At 55.5% G+C, this 15,958-nt stretch carries 12 protein-coding genes; 1 reads left to right on the top strand and 11 read right to left on the bottom strand.

The features are described 5' to 3' along the window. Positions 1-16 precede the first annotated feature (16 nt). From ACVDG4_RS10455 to ACVDG4_RS10430, 6 genes are all read right to left on the bottom strand, one after another. Positions 17-1,018, bottom strand: a complete 1,002-nt coding sequence (locus tag ACVDG4_RS10455) for a hypothetical protein (RefSeq protein ID WP_447234998.1) — start codon at positions 1,016-1,018, stop codon at positions 17-19. Between the two features lie 171 nt (positions 1,019-1,189). Then, complete coding sequence (groL, locus tag ACVDG4_RS10450; protein WP_133948437.1) at positions 1,190-2,833, bottom strand: chaperonin GroEL; 1,644 nt, start codon at positions 2,831-2,833, stop codon at positions 1,190-1,192. Between the two features lie 57 nt (positions 2,834-2,890). Next, positions 2,891-3,178 (bottom strand): co-chaperone GroES, encoded by a 288-nt coding sequence (groES, locus tag ACVDG4_RS10445; protein WP_008195263.1) that lies wholly within the window; start codon positions 3,176-3,178, stop codon positions 2,891-2,893. Positions 3,179-3,480: 302 nt separating this feature from the next. Continuing rightward, positions 3,481-4,056 (bottom strand): hypothetical protein, encoded by a 576-nt coding sequence (locus tag ACVDG4_RS10440; RefSeq protein ID WP_447234997.1) that lies wholly within the window; start codon positions 4,054-4,056, stop codon positions 3,481-3,483. Positions 4,057-4,165: 109 nt separating this feature from the next. Continuing rightward, entirely contained in the window at positions 4,166-5,656 is a 1,491-nt protein-coding gene (locus tag ACVDG4_RS10435; protein ID WP_447234996.1) for a sigma-54 dependent transcriptional regulator, read from the bottom strand. A 146-nt stretch (positions 5,657-5,802) separates the two neighbouring features. Continuing rightward, complete coding sequence (locus tag ACVDG4_RS10430) at positions 5,803-6,396, bottom strand: hypothetical protein (RefSeq protein ID WP_447234995.1); 594 nt, start codon at positions 6,394-6,396, stop codon at positions 5,803-5,805. Between the two features lie 540 nt (positions 6,397-6,936). Between ACVDG4_RS10430 and ACVDG4_RS10425 the strand changes: the two genes are divergently transcribed. After that, entirely contained in the window at positions 6,937-8,445 is a 1,509-nt protein-coding gene (locus tag ACVDG4_RS10425; protein ID WP_447234994.1) for an EAL domain-containing protein, read from the top strand. 173 nt (positions 8,446-8,618) lie between these two features. Here ACVDG4_RS10425 and ACVDG4_RS10420 read toward each other — a convergent pair whose 3' ends face one another. From ACVDG4_RS10420 to ileS, 5 genes are all read right to left on the bottom strand, one after another. Further along, complete coding sequence (locus ACVDG4_RS10420) at positions 8,619-9,956, bottom strand: M16 family metallopeptidase (protein ID WP_447234993.1); 1,338 nt, start codon at positions 9,954-9,956, stop codon at positions 8,619-8,621. Between the two features lie 2 nt (positions 9,957-9,958). Next, positions 9,959-11,476 carry a M16 family metallopeptidase gene (locus ACVDG4_RS10415; protein WP_447234992.1) on the bottom strand — a complete coding sequence of 506 codons (1,518 nt, stop codon included), beginning with the start codon at positions 11,474-11,476 and terminating at the stop codon, positions 9,959-9,961. Positions 11,477-11,531: 55 nt separating this feature from the next. Beyond that, the gene (locus ACVDG4_RS10410) at positions 11,532-12,254 is read right to left on the bottom strand and encodes a hypothetical protein (RefSeq protein ID WP_133948426.1); all 723 of its coding nucleotides are present in this window, start codon (positions 12,252-12,254) and stop codon (positions 11,532-11,534) included. A gap of 89 nt (positions 12,255-12,343) precedes the next feature. Continuing rightward, on the bottom strand, positions 12,344-12,868 hold the full coding sequence (gene lspA / locus ACVDG4_RS10405) for a signal peptidase II (RefSeq protein WP_409689149.1): 525 nt from the start codon (positions 12,866-12,868) through the stop codon (positions 12,344-12,346). Positions 12,869-12,886: 18 nt separating this feature from the next. Further along, positions 12,887-15,847, bottom strand: coding sequence for an isoleucine--tRNA ligase (ileS, locus tag ACVDG4_RS10400; RefSeq protein WP_447234991.1), 2,961 nt, complete (start codon positions 15,845-15,847; stop codon positions 12,887-12,889). Positions 15,848-15,958 lie beyond the last annotated feature (111 nt).

The following is a 15,958-nucleotide window of genomic DNA, read 5'->3' as shown; positions in this document are numbered from 1 at the left end:
TCGATCGGTACACACTCTAATTATCTACAAAATTAGCGATAAGTTCTGTCACAAGCTGTTTCTGCCGATTTAAGTCTCCAGCTTCCTTCAAAGACAGATAGTTGGTGCCCGATTGTATGTATTGGGCACCAAACGGCCTGGCGTTGGCCGAATATCCGAGACTTTGAGCATAGGCGCCCAATCGAAGCATGCGTGTCCACAAGTCGGCACCGGTTATTACATTGTCCAAGCCGACTTGCATGTTTGGATCTTTGTAATAGGTCTCAATGGCGTCGATCGTCATCAGGGAGTGCCCGAAATGGACACGGTTATCTGCCGGTACAACGTTCAAGGCCTCTGGAAAATCGCTCCCACGTGCGGCTGCTTCCGGGAAAGCTGTGTCCGGGATACGGTAATCGATAATCTCAAAAGGGAACAACCGGTTGGTGTTTTGACCTGATCCCGAATTCCAGCCACCTTGTTTTGATGCCCAGAACATCCCCTGTAGAGCTCCCTCGTTGATGTAATAGGTAGCCGTTTTGTCTCCGCCTTTATTATCGCGGTTCATGGTGACCAGCGCATCGGTCGAAAGGGGAGTTGCTTGTTTCTGCATCATCCGGATGGATGCCTCCACACCGGTTTTGTCGACGCCGATTGGGGCATAGACGAAATACCGGCTTTCATAAAATGCCGGTATCGAGGCTTTTGTGTCCGGAAGCGAAGGATTGATCGGCGCGAAATCTGTCGACAATGCGCTTCTTAGGTTTCCGATCGTGTTCCAATATCCTGCAAGGACCCAATACATACGCATTTCACTAGAGGTTGCGATAAAGCCTTGGGGGTGAAACGGTCTGTAGCGGGTTGAGGTGTTTTCAAACAACGCCGAGCTGAAGAAATAGGTGCTTGGTATCTGGCCTACCTTGAGTGTCAAATTGCTTTTGTAGTCGCTGTCGACGGCTTGTGTCGTGAGGTCGATGGTTCCGAAAAGTCGGTTCTTGGCGGTGATCAGTTTTAAAGTGTTGTCGTCTTGAACTGTCATACCTAATGCCCTGCACACCATTGTCGTTAGCCCGCCAAATGCGGGTTCTAAGACAAGGACGTCTCAGCCATCGGTATGTGAGCAGTAGTATGCTCCGCAGTATACAGCCAAAAAAAAACAAAAAGGGCGACCCGAGGGCCGCCCTTTCCGTATGACTTGTGAGTGGCTGGCTTAGAAGCCCATGCCGCCCATACCGCCCATGTCGCCGCCCGGCATTGCCGGTGCTGCGTCTTTCTTCGGCAGCTCAGCAACCATGGCTTCGGTGGTGATCAGGAGACCGGCAACAGATGCTGCGTCCTGCAGAGCAGTACGGACAACTTTGGTCGGGTCAATGATACCAGCTTCGATCATGTTGACGAATTCTTCGGTCTGCGCGTTGAAACCGAAAGTCGTGTCGTCGTTTTCCTGGATCTTGCCGACAACGATGGAGCCTTCGACACCAGCGTTTTCAGCGATCTGACGGATCGGAGCTTCCAGAGCGCGCAGGACGATCTTGATGCCAGCTGCAATGTCAGCGTTGTCGTTGGCCAGGCCTTCGACTGCTTTCTTCGCCCGCAGCAGAGCCGTACCACCACCCGGGACGATGCCTTCTTCAACAGCAGCGCGGGTTGCGTTCAGAGCATCATCGACGCGGTCTTTTTTCTCTTTCACTTCGATTTCGGTCGCGCCGCCAACACGGATCACAGCAACACCGCCAGCGAGTTTCGCCAGACGCTCTTGCAGCTTTTCGCGGTCGTAATCGGAAGTGGTTTCTTCGATCTGAGCTTTGATCTGACCAACGCGGCCGTTGATGTCGTCCTTAGAACCTGCACCGTCAACGATGGTGGTGGTTTCCTTGGTGATCGCAACTTTCTCAGCGGTGCCGAGCATGTCGAGGGTCACGTTTTCCAGCTTGATGCCGAGATCTTCGGAGATCACGGTGCCGCCGGTCAGGATCGCAATGTCTTCCAGCATGGCCTTGCGGCGGTCGCCGAAGCCCGGTGCCTTGACTGCTGCGATTTTCAGACCGCCGCGGAGTTTGTTGACAACGAGAGTTGCCAGCGCTTCGCCTTCAACGTCTTCTGCAATGATGAGCAGCGGACGGGAAGACTGAACAACAGCTTCCAGGATCGGCAGCATGGCCTGCAGGTTGGAGAGCTTTTTCTCGTGCAGCAGGATGAACGGCTTTTCAAGGTCAGCCAGCATCTTGTCGGCGTTGGTTACGAAGTACGGAGACAGGTAACCACGGTCGAACTGCATGCCTTCAACGACTTCCAGCTCGGTTTCCAGAGACTTGGCTTCCTCGACGGTGATGACACCTTCGTTGCCAACTTTCTGCATGGCTTCAGCAATGTCTTTGCCGACCTGCTCGTCGCCGTTAGCGGAGATTGTGCCAACCTGAGCAACTTCTTCAGACGTGGTGATGTCTTTGGAAGCAGCCATCAGAGCTTTGACTGCTTCTGCAGCAGCCAGATCTACACCGCGCTTCAGGTCCATCGGGTTCATGCCGGCAGCAACAGCCTTGGCGCCTTCTTTGACGATCGCCTGGGCCAGAACAGTTGCAGTTGTTGTACCGTCACCAGCGATGTCGTTGGTTTTGGATGCAACTTCACGCACCATCTGTGCGCCCATGTTTTCGAACTTGTCTTCGAGTTCGATTTCCTTGGCAACGGAAACACCGTCTTTGGTGATGCGCGGTGCGCCGAAGGCTTTGTCGAGAACGACGTTACGGCCTTTCGGGCCAAGCGTTACTTTAACGGCATTTGCGAGGGTGTCGACGCCACGGAGCATTTTCTCACGTGCGTCAGACGAGAATTTTACTTCTTTAGCAGACATGTAGTCGTCTCACTTATTCTGGAATTTACGATTGAGATCAAAAAGCGGTTCGCTGAATTAAGCGATCACGCCCATGATGTCGGATTCCTTCATGATCAGGAGGTCTTCACCGTCGATTTTGACTTCAGTGCCGGACCATTTGCCGAACAGAACGCGGTCGCCTGCTTTGACATCGAGAGCAACAACGTTGCCGCTGTCGTCACGCGCACCGTTGCCAACTGCAACGATTTCGCCTTCCTGCGGCTTTTCCTTAGCGGTATCCGGGATGATGATGCCACCAGCGGTCTTCTCTTCGGAGTCGACGCGGCGAACTACGACACGGTCGTGAAGTGGACGAAATGCCATAAGACTGTTTCCTCTCATGAGCGCGCCCCACGCAATAGGCAGCGCGCGAGACATGATTATTGGGTTACTGAGAACAGGAGAAATTACCCCTCCCATCCGCGATTAGCACTCCCTAGTGGCGAGTGCTAACAGCGCCCAAGGATTTATGTATCGCGGAGGGGCTTGTCAATGGCGGAAGGAAGATTTTCTGGCCAGATCCGGCACATTGGTACGACACTGTTAACGCTTGGATTTCCCTGCGTGCAGCCGCGGGCTGAGCGTGGTCGATGCTCCAGCGCTGCGAGTCTTATTTTAGTTGCGGATCAGTTGGCGGCCTGAATTGTAATTGGAAGCTTGAAGCCGGCTGTCTGATTGCCGATTTGATCGGCGAAGGTGGCTTCGAGTTCATAGTCGCCTTCGGGCAAACCATCGAACTGAAATGACAAGCTGGCCGACAGTTGGCGCTGCTTGGATCGGGTCGTGCCGGTGAACTCTGCAAAATCAGATTGTTCGCTCAATACCTGACCTGATGTGTTTATCAGGCGATAGCTGGCGGCTAGTTTATATGTGTAACCGTCTTGCGACTGATCGAATGCATATCCGACAGGCTCAGCGTAAAGCGCAATCGTCTCACCGGCTGAAAACACATTGTTTTCTGTGGCAGTGTACTTCCCATATCCACTGCCGGGACCGTCTGTGAACGTCACAGATGAAAAAGCAAGGCCGTCTGCAGTCCATGCGGCATCGAAAGCTGCCAACGCTTCCGTGAATGCCGGAGAGGGAGACTTGTAGTCAGGAGATTGAGCAACAGCGGAGCCCGCCGCCGCGAATATCCCAAACACCAATGCAAGAGAAGTGGAATTCCGCCCAAGCTTAAACCGGCTTGCCTGCTTCGTCATATAAATCCCCGCCGCCCTTAGATCTTGTCTTTTCTTAGCGATTTTGCCGATATAGACCGAGCGTCGCCAAGAAACAAGGAAATGTGTGCGTTGCGGTAAATATAGCCGGTTAAAGGCTGCGAGCGGACCAGGATTGTTTTTTGCGATAAATTGTCGATGGGCTGATCTCCAATGCCGCAGCGGCCATGGCTATGTTCCCATCAAACGCATCGAGTGCATCTTCGATAATGCGGCGCTCTTGAGCCCAGAGAGGTTCAATCGCACCGAATGGCCGACTGGCCGGAGCTGCGCGCGATCGTTCGCGCGACAGGTCTATGATGCCGTTCGGGCGCGATTGCGCATCGCGAATGACCAGAGGCAGCATCTCGTGGGTGACGGCAGCGCCGTCATTCATAACGACAATCTGGCGGATCGTGTTCTCAAGCTGGCGGACATTTCCGGGCCAGCCGTAAGAGACGATCCGCGCTTCTGCATCTGCGTCAAAACCGCGGAAGTTGCGGCGTTCCTCACCTGAATACCGTTTCAGGAAAGCTTCGGCCAACGGCAGGATATCCTCCCGCCGTTCCCGCAAGGCGGGAAGATGCACTGGCAGAACATGTAAGCGATAGTAAAGGTCTTCGCGGAAGCGGCCGGCCGTGATTTCAGTCAATGGGTCCCGATTGGTCGCGCATATGATCCGGGCATCCACATTCCGGCTTGCCGTGTCGCCAAGCCTTTGGAACGTGCCGGTTTGCAAAAAGCGCAAAAGCTTGCTTTGCAACAGCAGATCCATCTCGCCGATTTCGTCAAGGAAAAGCGTGCCACCGTCAGCTTGCTCTGCTGCGCCGGCACGATTGTCGGCAGCACCAGTGAAAGCACCTCGGACATAGCCGAAGATTTCACTCTCAATCAGATCCCGGGGAATAGCCGCGCAATTCAGGGTCACAAATCGACCGGAATTCCGATCTGAGAGTTCATGCACTGCGGCCGCACATAGTTCCTTTCCGGTTCCAGATTCACCGGTGATGAAAACAGGGGCCTGCGATGGTGCCATGCGTCGGACTTGATCGTGAATGTCCAGCATTGCGGGGGAGGTGCCGATCAGTCTGTCGAGCCCCAAAGCCTGTTTGGGTTCAGGAAGACTGCGCGGTGCTGGCAAGTTGTCTTGATTTACTGCCTCGATCTGGATCGTACGATCTGGCGTCTGTTGGCAGGGCTTTATAACAGGCCGGCGCTGTTGCAGTTGGAAGCTGATTTTTGATGCCAGCGCATCCAGAGAGAATGGTTTTGTCAGAAAATCATGAGCCCCGGCGCGCATGGCACTGACCGCGCGGGAAACGGACCCCATCGAGGAGACCGCGAGAATAACAGCCTTGGGGCAGCGGACTGCGTAAGCCTCAAGTGCTTCGTCGCCGCCGATCGTCTCCAGATCGATGATGAGAATGTCTGTGGTCTTATCAGCAAGGTCCTGCAGACAGGGAGCGGTATCGGTATAGAGGATTGGCTCAGAACACTCGGCCGATAGTCTCGCACAGACTGCCGATGTGCGGGCTGCTTCAGACGCCGATGCGTCCAAAACGCGTACAATCACAGGCAAGGTCTTGCCCTCTTTACTCCCCATCGCAGGGTAACTCCCATCGCTTTGGTCATAATCCTTCGGGGCTCGAAAGATTGACTAATGGGATAATTCGCCAAACAGGGTAAACAAAGCGTTGTCACAAAGCGCAAAATGCAGTTTTTGCCCGGAAAGGCATTGAAACGCGGAAGTTATTCACTGCCTGCCCAGTAACCGGCCGCCAAGCAAACGGCATTTGTTACAAGCAGCCAGCCAATGGGAATTCGCGGACGGGACATTGCATTTTTGAGCAGTGCACGTCCACTGGGTGAGCCTTGGTGAGCAGTTTTTGGCAGGTCGCGTGGTCCTGGCGGTTCTTCTATTCCTGAATGAGGCGAAGAAGCATTGCTGGTGTCAACGGTTGTGGGGTCTGCTGAAAGGTTTTCCGCCAGCGGATCGTCATGTCTTAGGGTGGCTGATGCAGGGACACCGGGTGTGCCCTTCATGTTCGCAAATTCAAAAGCTGGCGCATAACCGCCCTTCGGGATGGAGATCCTCACCGGATCTGACGCCCCTGATCCCTCATAGTATTTGGATAGCCGTGATCTCAGCCGAGCCGCCTCGACCCTGACGATTGGATCTTTGTCCGGATCGAAGTTTGCATCGCGCCCAAGAGCCTCAACTGCGATTGTGATCCCTTTAAGTTTCTCGGTCTGGTCATTTAGGGCCGCTTCGACCACGAAATGCAGGAAAGCCTGCAACTGAGGCGCTGACTTGAACTCCGGGCTGTTGAGGATGTGTTTCAAAGAACCTAGGACGGCATCTGCTCGGGGTCCGAGGTCATTTTGTCCAGGCTTGGATCGTGAAGCTTTTGCCGTGCCTGTTCTGCCCTGACCGCCAGACAAAAGTGGACCCTGGATTGAGGGGGATATGTCGGTTGTGGTTGAACCTTCTTCGAATGGTTCCGACCGCAATGATCGCCCCGGTATGGGCATTTTGAAGGCCTTTCTGCTCCTGTGAGACTGCTGAAGAACAAAAGCTTACGTAAGGTAATCTTACGACATGTGTATTTGATTTCAATCCCTAATTGCCGGAGAACGGGCAAGGCGGTACCCTCTAACGCGGCTAGCGCGGGAGAAAACGGGGCACTGATTTGGTGTGCGGGTCATTTTAGAGCCGCATTGCGCGCATAGTCGGGGACAAGTCGCCAAAAACAGGTTTTACAGGAGCTTACGGATTCGGAGGCTGCGCTGTCTTAAGGCATGATTAACCAGTCTTTTTTGATTCGCATCGGGTAGATTCAGTACCAAATGGGCCGAACTGCGACCATATTTGTAGCGATATGCATGGTGATCATTGCACTGTCTTCAGCGGCAGTGATGGTTTTCCAATTTGGCCGTCCATTTGGAGAAGCCGTGTCTCTGTCCCTAGCGCTGATGTGCACGATGATCCTCGTTCATCTGCTGATCGGACGGTCGCGGGACCGCAGTGCAGTGAGCGACGCCGTAGAGCGCCTCGAAGAACGCATTACGGATCTCGACGAGGATGTCGGCAATCTTGAAGGCCGTCTCACTGGCATGGAACATACGATGCCGCGCCGGACCAGGGCAGAAATCGATCCATTGTTTGCAGAGGTCGAAGTGCTCGGTACGCTGGTCAAGCAGATGGCAGAAGCCATGTCCGACCTGGAGACCAAGGTGGAGGATCAGAAGGCCATCGCACCTCCGCCACCCATGCAGAGTTTGCCGCAATATCAGCAGCCTCAGCAGCCAAACCAGGGATATCCGCAGACCAACGGCCAAGGTCAATCTCATCCGGGTCAGTATCCGCAGCAAGCGCCTGTCCCGCACCATGCTCCTTACGCGCCACCGCAAGCGCCGCAGCCTGGCCCTTACAATGACGGCGTCGTTCCGACCCATCGTGATATGTCTGAGCTGGACCGTCGCTATGGTGTGCACGTGCCACGCGATGGCCGTGCGCCTGATGGTGGTGCTGGTGCGCGCGAAATCGATGAAGGTTTTGCCGATCTTCCGGCTGAACCATCTGCGGAGCGCCTGACCAAGCCTGGCCCCAACCCGGCCATGAATGAGCTCATCACATCGGCGCTGAATGCAAACCGTGTTGAGCTTTTTCTGCAACCGATTGTGAGTTTGCCTCAGCGTCAGGTGAAGCACTACGAAGCGTTTACCCGCCTGCGGAACGCCAATGGCGACTCCATTGAGGCGCAAGCCTTCATGCCCGAGGCCGTTCGCTCCGGACACATCGCCCGCATCGACAACTTGCTTCTGTTCCGGTCGGTTCAGGTTATCCGCAGGCTGATGTCGCGCAATCGCAACGCTGTCCTGTTCTGCAACATCTCTTCATTGTCGTTGTCGGACAATACTTTCTTTCCCGGCTTCCTGGAATTTGTCCGGTCCAACCGTGAGTTCTCAGACGCCCTGATTTTTGAGTTCTCGCAATCCGATATCGCTCAGATGGGTGCGGTTGAGCTGGAAAGCCTTGCAGCGCTTTTTGAATCTGGTTTCCGCTTCTCTGTTGATCAAATTGACGACATGAGAATGGACTTCAACAGCTTGGCTGGCCGTGGCTTCAAGTATGGCAAATTGAATGCGGATTATCTGATCGGTAGACGGGAAACCAATCACGGTCACATTCACCCGTCCGATTTTGGGGATCTGCTTCACCGCTACGGTATGGAACTGATCACTGATCACGTTGAAACCGAGTCCCAGGTGCTTGAGCTTCTCGACTTCGACGTAAAACTGGCCCAGGGCAATCTCTTCTCACCGCCGCGGCCCGTGCGGGCCGAAGTCTTGCAAGGCACACCGGCGCCACGCAAAAAAGCGGCAGGCTAAAGCAGCCCCGGTATCAAGCCGTCTGTGATCCGCCAGCCGCGTGACGCAGGCGATCCTGCAAAGCAATGAGCTTAGCGTCACGAATACGTTTCTTCACGGTGAGCCCCAAACAAAAAGCGGCGGGAAAGTCCCGCCGCTTTTTTTGTTTTAAAGTCTAAATCCTGGCCCTCAGGTCAGTCGGTTGCAGGCGGGTTGTTAGGGCCGACCTGGATAATTGTCGGGTCAACACCCGCTATGAGGCGCTGGGCGACCCTGTTGACATCGTCCAGAGTGACAGCCTCGATTTCGCTGTTGCGCCGGTCGAAGTAATCAATGCCAAGACCGGCATTTTGAAGCGCAACCAGTTGCCGGGCGATTTTTCCGGAACTGTCAAACCGGAGCGCGTAGGAACCGGTCAGAAACCGTTTGGCACTTTCAAGTTCGGCTTCTGTCGGTCCTTCATCGGCCATCCGTTTTAGCTGAGCCAGCATGACGTCGACGGTCTCGGATGAACGCTCGGCTTTTGTTGAGGCAGAACCAATGAGAACGCCTGTGTGCTTGTAAGGCGAAAGGGACGTGCCTGTGCCATAAGAGAGGCCGCGCTTCTTCCGTACTTCCTGATACATCCAGGAGGTGAAGGTTCCACCACCCAGAATGTGGTTCATGACAAACGCTGCTTGATAGTCCGGATCGTCCCGCTTCAAACCTGGCAGCGATAATAGGATCGTTGTCTGCGGTACATCGAGGAACTCTTCGACATTGTCTCCGGTTCGCGGGGTGAGCTCTTCGATTGGCTTCAGGTCGGCTTTCTCCGGTAAACCTGCAAAGACTGTATCCAGGACTGACATCAGGGTTTCAGCGTCAATTGCGCCAACAACACCGATTTTGAGCCCGTCCGTTGCGATGAGCTTGGGCTTGTGCGCTTTCAAGTCCTCCGGTTGAAGGCCCTCCAGTGTCTCAGGTGTACCTAGCGTCGGTTGCGCATAAGGATGATCGCCGAACACAGCCTTCGACAGTGCAAGGCCCGCAATGGCATCCTGGTTGGTCTCATTCCGCTTTGCGCGGGTGATCAGCTGAGTTTTCATGCGCTCAACTGGCTCAACATCGAACCGCGGTGCGTTCAGGGCGAGTGCGAGCATTTCCGTCGCTTCGGGAAGCGTTTGGGTCAGAGTGCGCATGCTGCCGAAGAACCTGTCCTTGCCGGTGCTGAAGTTGACACTCACGGCCAGCTCCTCAAGCCGTGCCTGATAGTCTTCAGAGGTCAGGTCACCTGCGCCCTCATCCATTGTTGCGGCCAGAAGGCGTGTCAGACCGGCTTTGTCTGCCGGATCTTGAGCCGAGCCGCCTTCAAAGGAGAAGTTTAGGGCAATGATCGGCACCGTGTGGTCTTCAACCAGCCATGCTTCGATGCCCTTCGGACTTATGACCCGTTCCACTTCCACAGCAAAAGACGGACGCACTGCGAGCGCTACAACGGCAAACACGAATGCGAACAGGGCCGGGGTAGTGGGGAATACGTGTTGCAATCTCATGATCAGGACTCCTTGCCGGACTTATCGGCGGTGTCGGCGTTTGATTGCGGGCTTCTGAGTTCCCCGGTCACAGGTGTTGCGGTCAGAAATTCTCTCGCAGCAGCTTCAACGTCTTCGGGTGTGACAGCTTGGATTTGGCTTGGCCAAGTCTGGACATCTTCGACTTCCATGCCGGTTGTGAGGGCCGCACCGAACAGCCTTGCAAGGCCAGTCTGGCTGTCTTGAGCGTAAATCGAACTCGCGATCATACTGCGTTTTGCCCGATCGACTTCTTCTGCGGTCACACCCTCTTCCAGCAACTTGCTCAGTTCTTGCGCTGCAGCCGCTTCGACGTCTTCCAGCGTATGGCCGGGCCGCGGTGAAGCGTAGACAACAAAACGTCCGCTGTTCAGGGCTGTGCTCTGGTAATAGGCGCCAGCACTTGTGGCGAGGCCAGCATCCAGCACAAGGGCCTTATAGAGACGGCTGGATGGGCCCTGACCCAAGACGTAGGACAGAATATCCAGCGCTTCCGGTGTCCGGCCTTCGCCGGTTGTCTGGCTCGGCACGATCCAGGTGTGGGAGATCGCCTCTTGCCTGACCCGCGGATCTGTGACCGCGATCCGCCGTTCTCCGGCAAGCGGCGGTTCCGCAGGACGAAGACGCTCGCCCGGTTCTGCCCGGCGCGGGACTTTGCCATATGTATCTTGGGCGAGATCCAGAACGGTAGCTGGCTCTACGTCACCTGCGACGACAAGCACGGCGTTATTCGGGGTGTAGAAACGGTCATAGAACGCGATTGCTGCATCCTTGTTGAGAGTTTCGATCTCATTCTGCCAACCGATAATCGGGGATCCGTAGGGATGATTGACGAACGTGATGGCGTTCATCGCTTCCCGCAAGCGTGACCCGGGATCGCTCTCAACCCGGTCCCGCCGCTCTTCCAACACAACGTCCCGTTCGGGCGCAACCACTGTGTCGCTGAGGACGAGGTTTTCCATCCGGTCCGCCTCCATTTCCATCATCAGCGGCAAGTGTTCTTTTGCAACACGTTGGAAATAGGCGGTGTAATCGTAGCTGGTGAAGGCGTTCTCCTGGCCGCCGCGGTCAGCAATGATTTTTGAAAACTCACCGTCCGGATGGTCCTCGGTTCCCTTGAACATCAGGTGTTCCAGGAAGTGAGCGACACCGGATTGACCTTCGGGCTCATCGGCCGATCCGACCTTATACCAAAGCATGTGCGTGACCACGGGAGCCCGGCGATCAGGGATCACAACCACTTCCAGTCCATTGTCGAGGACGAACCGCTCCAGGTTCGGCGCGATGACAATTTCGTCTTGCGTGACTTCCAAAGCGTTTGCCTTGGACAGGGTTACGCCGGATAGCGGAACGGCGAACAGCGTGGCGGAGAAAAGGCTTGCCAAAAGTGTGCTGCGCAAAGCGCGGTCAAAACTGAGTATCGGTATTGGTTGGCGCAATCCAATCACGGGGAGCTCCTGTTGTATGCCCAAACGAAAAGGCCTCCGGCCCAAACACCCCATATAGGGTCGAATGGATCGGAGGCCTCATTAATTGTCTGTAATTTGGCGTGAAGAGTTAGTTACAGTATTTGGACTCGCCCGCCATACATCTTGGATCGAGGCGGTTCGTTTCGTGGTCCCGCTGTACCTTCACGTATTCTTTTTTCACTTCGATTTCTGTCGACGGCATCGGAGCGTCGGCAGACGGTGTGCTGTACGCTGCAGGCGGCTCGATCAGGTATTGCCGCTGAAGTGCAGCGCCAGCCGTCTGTGTGCCGGCTTGTTGCTGTTTCAGCGCATTAAACCGCTCTGACTCGATTTTCATTTGTTCTGGTGACAGACGTTTGCCCGGGCCAAGCGCAGTATCAGGATCGGATGCTGCCCGCAGTTCCGGTGTCGACGCAGGACGTTCAACACCGACGATTTCAATTCCTGCCATCTGTTCTGGTGTAAGCCGCTTGAGGTCACCGCGGTGGTCCGTGGCGACTTTGTAGCGATCCCGCAGGGCGTTCATCTCATCTTCGTTGCGCTGCTCGGGCCAATTCTGGGACCCTGCACCAGCAACTTCAGTTGAAGGTGACGGCAATGTTGTGTTGTCGGCCGGCATGGCAAGCGGAGCGCGTGGTTTGTATTCGATCTCTTTTTTGTTCGGATCGACGGCGCCAAGGCCCGACATGATGTTGTTCACCAAAGCCGTATCGGGAGCAACGGTCGTTCCGTCGGCTGCCTGACAAGCTGCGAGGCCTGTCACTGCTGCGAGCAGGAGGCCTTTGGAGATAAAATCGCCGAGCGTGCGCACCACAACGTATCCTTCAAGAAATCGGACACTGTCTGACCACCGCCAAACAGAAAATAATAGATCCAGGCTATAAACCGCTAATTTGCGGCTTAATTTGGACCGTTTGCGAAACTGTCATACAGGAGACCGATGACACCTGCAACGATCCACACGTCGGCTAGGTTAAACACGTACCAGGAGAACGTGCCGACGTGGAAGTGGACAAAGTCGACCACAGCTCCATAAACAACCCGGTCTACACCGTTTCCGATGGCGCCGCCGATGATTAGGGCAAGTGCTAGAGCCGGAAGCTTCAAATCGACGCGGGTCGACCAAATCCACAGTGCGATCGTCGCTGCAATGGTGAAACCGGCAAGCAACCAGCGGCCCAAATCACTGTCTTGCTGGAAAAGGCCGTAAGAGATGCCGCGATTCCATACGAGAACAAAATCCAGAACCGGTAGGACACTTACGGGGCCGTTTGCGGCAAGATCAAAGCCATGGACGAACCAGATCTTGGTTGCTTGATCCAGAAGAAGGCAAATGGCAGCGACAGACAGAACGAGCCAGCTTAAGCCGCCCCAGACATAGGTCGGTTTTGCGGGGTGATCTGAGTTATCACTGCCATTTGTCATCAAGGTCTCATTGATCCGTTATGCGGCAACGTTGGCTGCGTCCCATTCACGCAGCGCGTCGGCGTCCCTTGGTGTCACATCTGGATAATCCGGGTCTGTTCCGACTTCTGGCAGGATCTTCCAGGACCGGGCGCATTTGGTGCCCTCCGCAAGTGCGGGTACGACCGCAACGCCCTTGGTATCGTCCAGCGAAAACGCGCCTTCCGGAGCCGGATCCGAACTCAGGGTGAGTTGGCTGGTGATGGCAATATCAGCCATATCGCGGCCTTCCAGTGCAGCCATGAGGTCTGGATCGGTCACGTGAACAACAGGATGCGCTTCCAAAGAGGAGCCGATCCGCTTCTCGCGGCGTTCGATCTCAAGAGCACCGGTGATCACACGGCGAACCGTTTTGATCTTGGCCCACTTCTCCGCGAGCGCATCGTCTTTCCAGTCTGCCGGAACCGCCGGGAATTGCTGCAGATGTACAGATGTTTCCTCGCCGTAGCGGGAGACCCAGGTTTCGTCCATTGTGAACGGCAGCATCGGCGCCATCCATGTGACCAGGCTGTTAAACAGCTTGTCGATGACATAGAGAGATGCCTTGCGGCGATTGGAAGACCCGGCGTCGCAATAAAGCGCGTCCTTGCGGATGTCGAAATAGAACGCCGACAGTTCCACCGTCATGAATGTGAACAGCTGGTGGAAGATCTTCTTGTAGTCGTAATCGGCGTAGGCCTGGCGTACCATGGCATCAAGCTCTGCAATCCGGTGCAGCATCAGGCGCTCCAGCTCCGGCATTTCGCTGAGGGCGACTTCTTCGCCGGTCGCATGCGCCAGGGAGCCCAGCATCCAGCGCAGTGTGTTCCGCAGCTTGCGGTAACTGTCGACGCTGGTTTTGATGATTTCCGGACCGATCCGCTGATCTTCCGAATAGTCGCACGACGCTGCCCAAAGACGCAGGATGTCCGCGCCGTATTGCTTGATGATGTCCTGGGGGAACACCTGGTTGCCGAGCGACTTGGACATTTTGCGTCCATCTTCGGCCATTGTGAAGCCGTGGGTCAGGACCGCATCATACGGCGCATGACCGCGGGTGCCGCAGCTTTCCAGAAGCGAGGAGTGGAACCAGCCGCGATGCTGGTCCGAGCCTTCCAGGTATAGAACGTAGTCCTTGCCGCCGGCGGTCTTGCGCTGTGGGTTAAGGTCTTCACGCTTTTCCAGGCAGAACGCATGGGTGGACCCGGAATCGAACCAGACATCCAGGATGTCCATGACCATGTCCCACTCATCAGCCTCGTGATCGTTGCCGAGGAAGCGTTCCTTTGCGCCCTCTGCGAACCAGGCATCCGCTCCTTCTTGAACAAAAGCCTCATAGATCCGCGCATTGACCGCTTCATCTTTGAGGACTTCAGATGTGTCCTTGTTGATGAAGACCGTGATCGGCACGCCCCAGGCGCGCTGGCGTGAGAGAACCCAATCCGGGCGTTTCTCGATCATTGAACGCAAGCGGTTTTGACCGGAAACTGGCACGAACCGTGTTTCGTCAATTGCGTTAAGGGCCCGGGTCCGCAGCGTGTCGCCTTCGCTGGACAAGGTCTTGTCCATATAGACAAACCATTGCGGCGTATTGCGGAAAATGATCGGTTTCTTGGAACGCCATGAATGCGGATACTGGTGCTTCATGCGGCCAAGCCCGATCAGAGCGCCTGCCTGCTTCAGGTACTCGATGTTGGCTTTGTTTGCCTTTCCCTTTTCACCCTTGTGCGTGATGACCTGATTGCCCTCCAGGCCTGGCGCATCCTTGGTGTAGAAGCCGTCGTCGGCGACCGTGAAGGGGATTGCGGTGTCGATGCCGCGATCATCAAGGTCCTTGGCGTTTGCCATCCAGATTTCAAAGTCGTCGGCACCGTGACCTGGAGCCGTGTGTACGAAACCGGTACCGGCGTCATCTGTGACATGGTCGCCGTCAAGCAGCGGCACATCGAACTGATAGCCGCCGAGATCCATGTCCCGGTAAGGGTGGGCGAGCGTGAGCGCGGCCATCTCATCCGGAGACACCGCACGGACCAGGTTGAAGTCCTCGATGCGAGCGTTTTTGAAGACGTCGCCGGCAAGGGCGTCTGCGAGGATCAGAAGATCACCTTTTTGCACCCAGTTGTCGTCTGGCAGGCCGCCCTGGGTGACTTCATAAAGACCGTAATTGATCCGGGATGAGAAGCACACGGCGCGGTTGCCAGGGATGGTCCACGGGGTGGTTGTCCAGATAACAACCGAAGCGTCGAGCAGCTGCTCTGCCGCTGCTTCATCGGTGCCCCCGGCCTCAACGATCGGGAATTTCACCCAGATCTGGTCGGACTGATAGTCGTGGTATTCGATTTCTGCTTCAGCCAGCGCAGTCTTTTCGACAACGGACCACATCACCGGTTTGGAACCACGGTAAAGCTGGCCGGACATGGCAAACTTCATGAGTTCCTGGGCAATGACCGCTTCGCTCTCAAAGCGCATAGTGAGATACGGGTTGTCCCAGTCACCTTCGATGCCAAGGCGTTTGAACTCTTCGCGCTGTACGCCGATCCAGTGATCAGCAAAATCCCGGCATTCCTTGCGGAACTCGTTGATCGGCACTTCGTCCTTGTTCTTGCCTTTGGCGCGGTACTGTTCCTCGATCTTCCATTCGATCGGGAGACCATGGCAGTCCCAGCCCGGAACATAGTTGCTGTCATAGCCCATCATTTGCATTGACCGGGTGACGATGTCTTTCAGGGTCTTGTTCAGCGCATGTCCGATATGGATGTTGCCGTTGGCGTAAGGAGGGCCGTCATGCAGGATGAATTTGTCGCGTCCTGCGGATTGATCCCGCAGCTTCTTGTAGATGTTCAGCTTTTCCCAGCGCGCCAGGATTTCCGGCTCTTTTTTGGGAAGGCCGGCCCGCATCGGGAATTCGGTTTTCGGCAGATTGAGCGTTTCAGAATAGTCGCGTTTTGGTGCGTCGGTCATCGGTGGTCGATCCGGTCAGCGGGACGAGGCCCGCAGTCAATTTTCATGAAATGTCTGCCGGCGCGATGACGGCAGTCGAACGAGGCTTATCCCGGTCCCTGGCGCCGCAAT

Source organism: Roseibium sp. MB-4 (assembly GCF_053005265.1).
This window is presented reverse-complemented; position numbering and strand designations above follow the sequence as displayed.

Excerpts from the sequence above, each read along its gene's own strand:
- ACVDG4_RS10455 (WP_447234998.1), bottom strand. The coding sequence starts at position 1,018 with ATGACAGTTCAAGACGACAACACTTTAAAACTGATCACCGCCAAGAAC.
- groL (WP_133948437.1), bottom strand. The coding sequence starts at position 2,833 with ATGTCTGCTAAAGAAGTAAAATTCTCGTCTGACGCACGTGAGAAAATG.
- groES (WP_008195263.1), bottom strand. The coding sequence starts at position 3,178 with ATGGCATTTCGTCCACTTCACGACCGTGTCGTAGTTCGCCGCGTCGAC.
- ACVDG4_RS10440 (WP_447234997.1), bottom strand. The coding sequence starts at position 4,056 with ATGACGAAGCAGGCAAGCCGGTTTAAGCTTGGGCGGAATTCCACTTCT.
- ACVDG4_RS10435 (WP_447234996.1), bottom strand. The coding sequence starts at position 5,656 with ATGGGGAGTAAAGAGGGCAAGACCTTGCCTGTGATTGTACGCGTTTTG.
- ACVDG4_RS10425 (WP_447234994.1), top strand. The coding sequence starts at position 6,937 with ATGGTGATCATTGCACTGTCTTCAGCGGCAGTGATGGTTTTCCAATTT.
- ACVDG4_RS10420 (WP_447234993.1), bottom strand. The coding sequence starts at position 9,956 with ATGAGATTGCAACACGTATTCCCCACTACCCCGGCCCTGTTCGCATTC.
- ACVDG4_RS10415 (WP_447234992.1), bottom strand. The coding sequence starts at position 11,476 with ATGGGGTGTTTGGGCCGGAGGCCTTTTCGTTTGGGCATACAACAGGAG.
- lspA (WP_409689149.1), bottom strand. The coding sequence starts at position 12,868 with ATGACAAATGGCAGTGATAACTCAGATCACCCCGCAAAACCGACCTAT.
- ileS (WP_447234991.1), bottom strand. The coding sequence starts at position 15,847 with ATGACCGACGCACCAAAACGCGACTATTCTGAAACGCTCAATCTGCCG.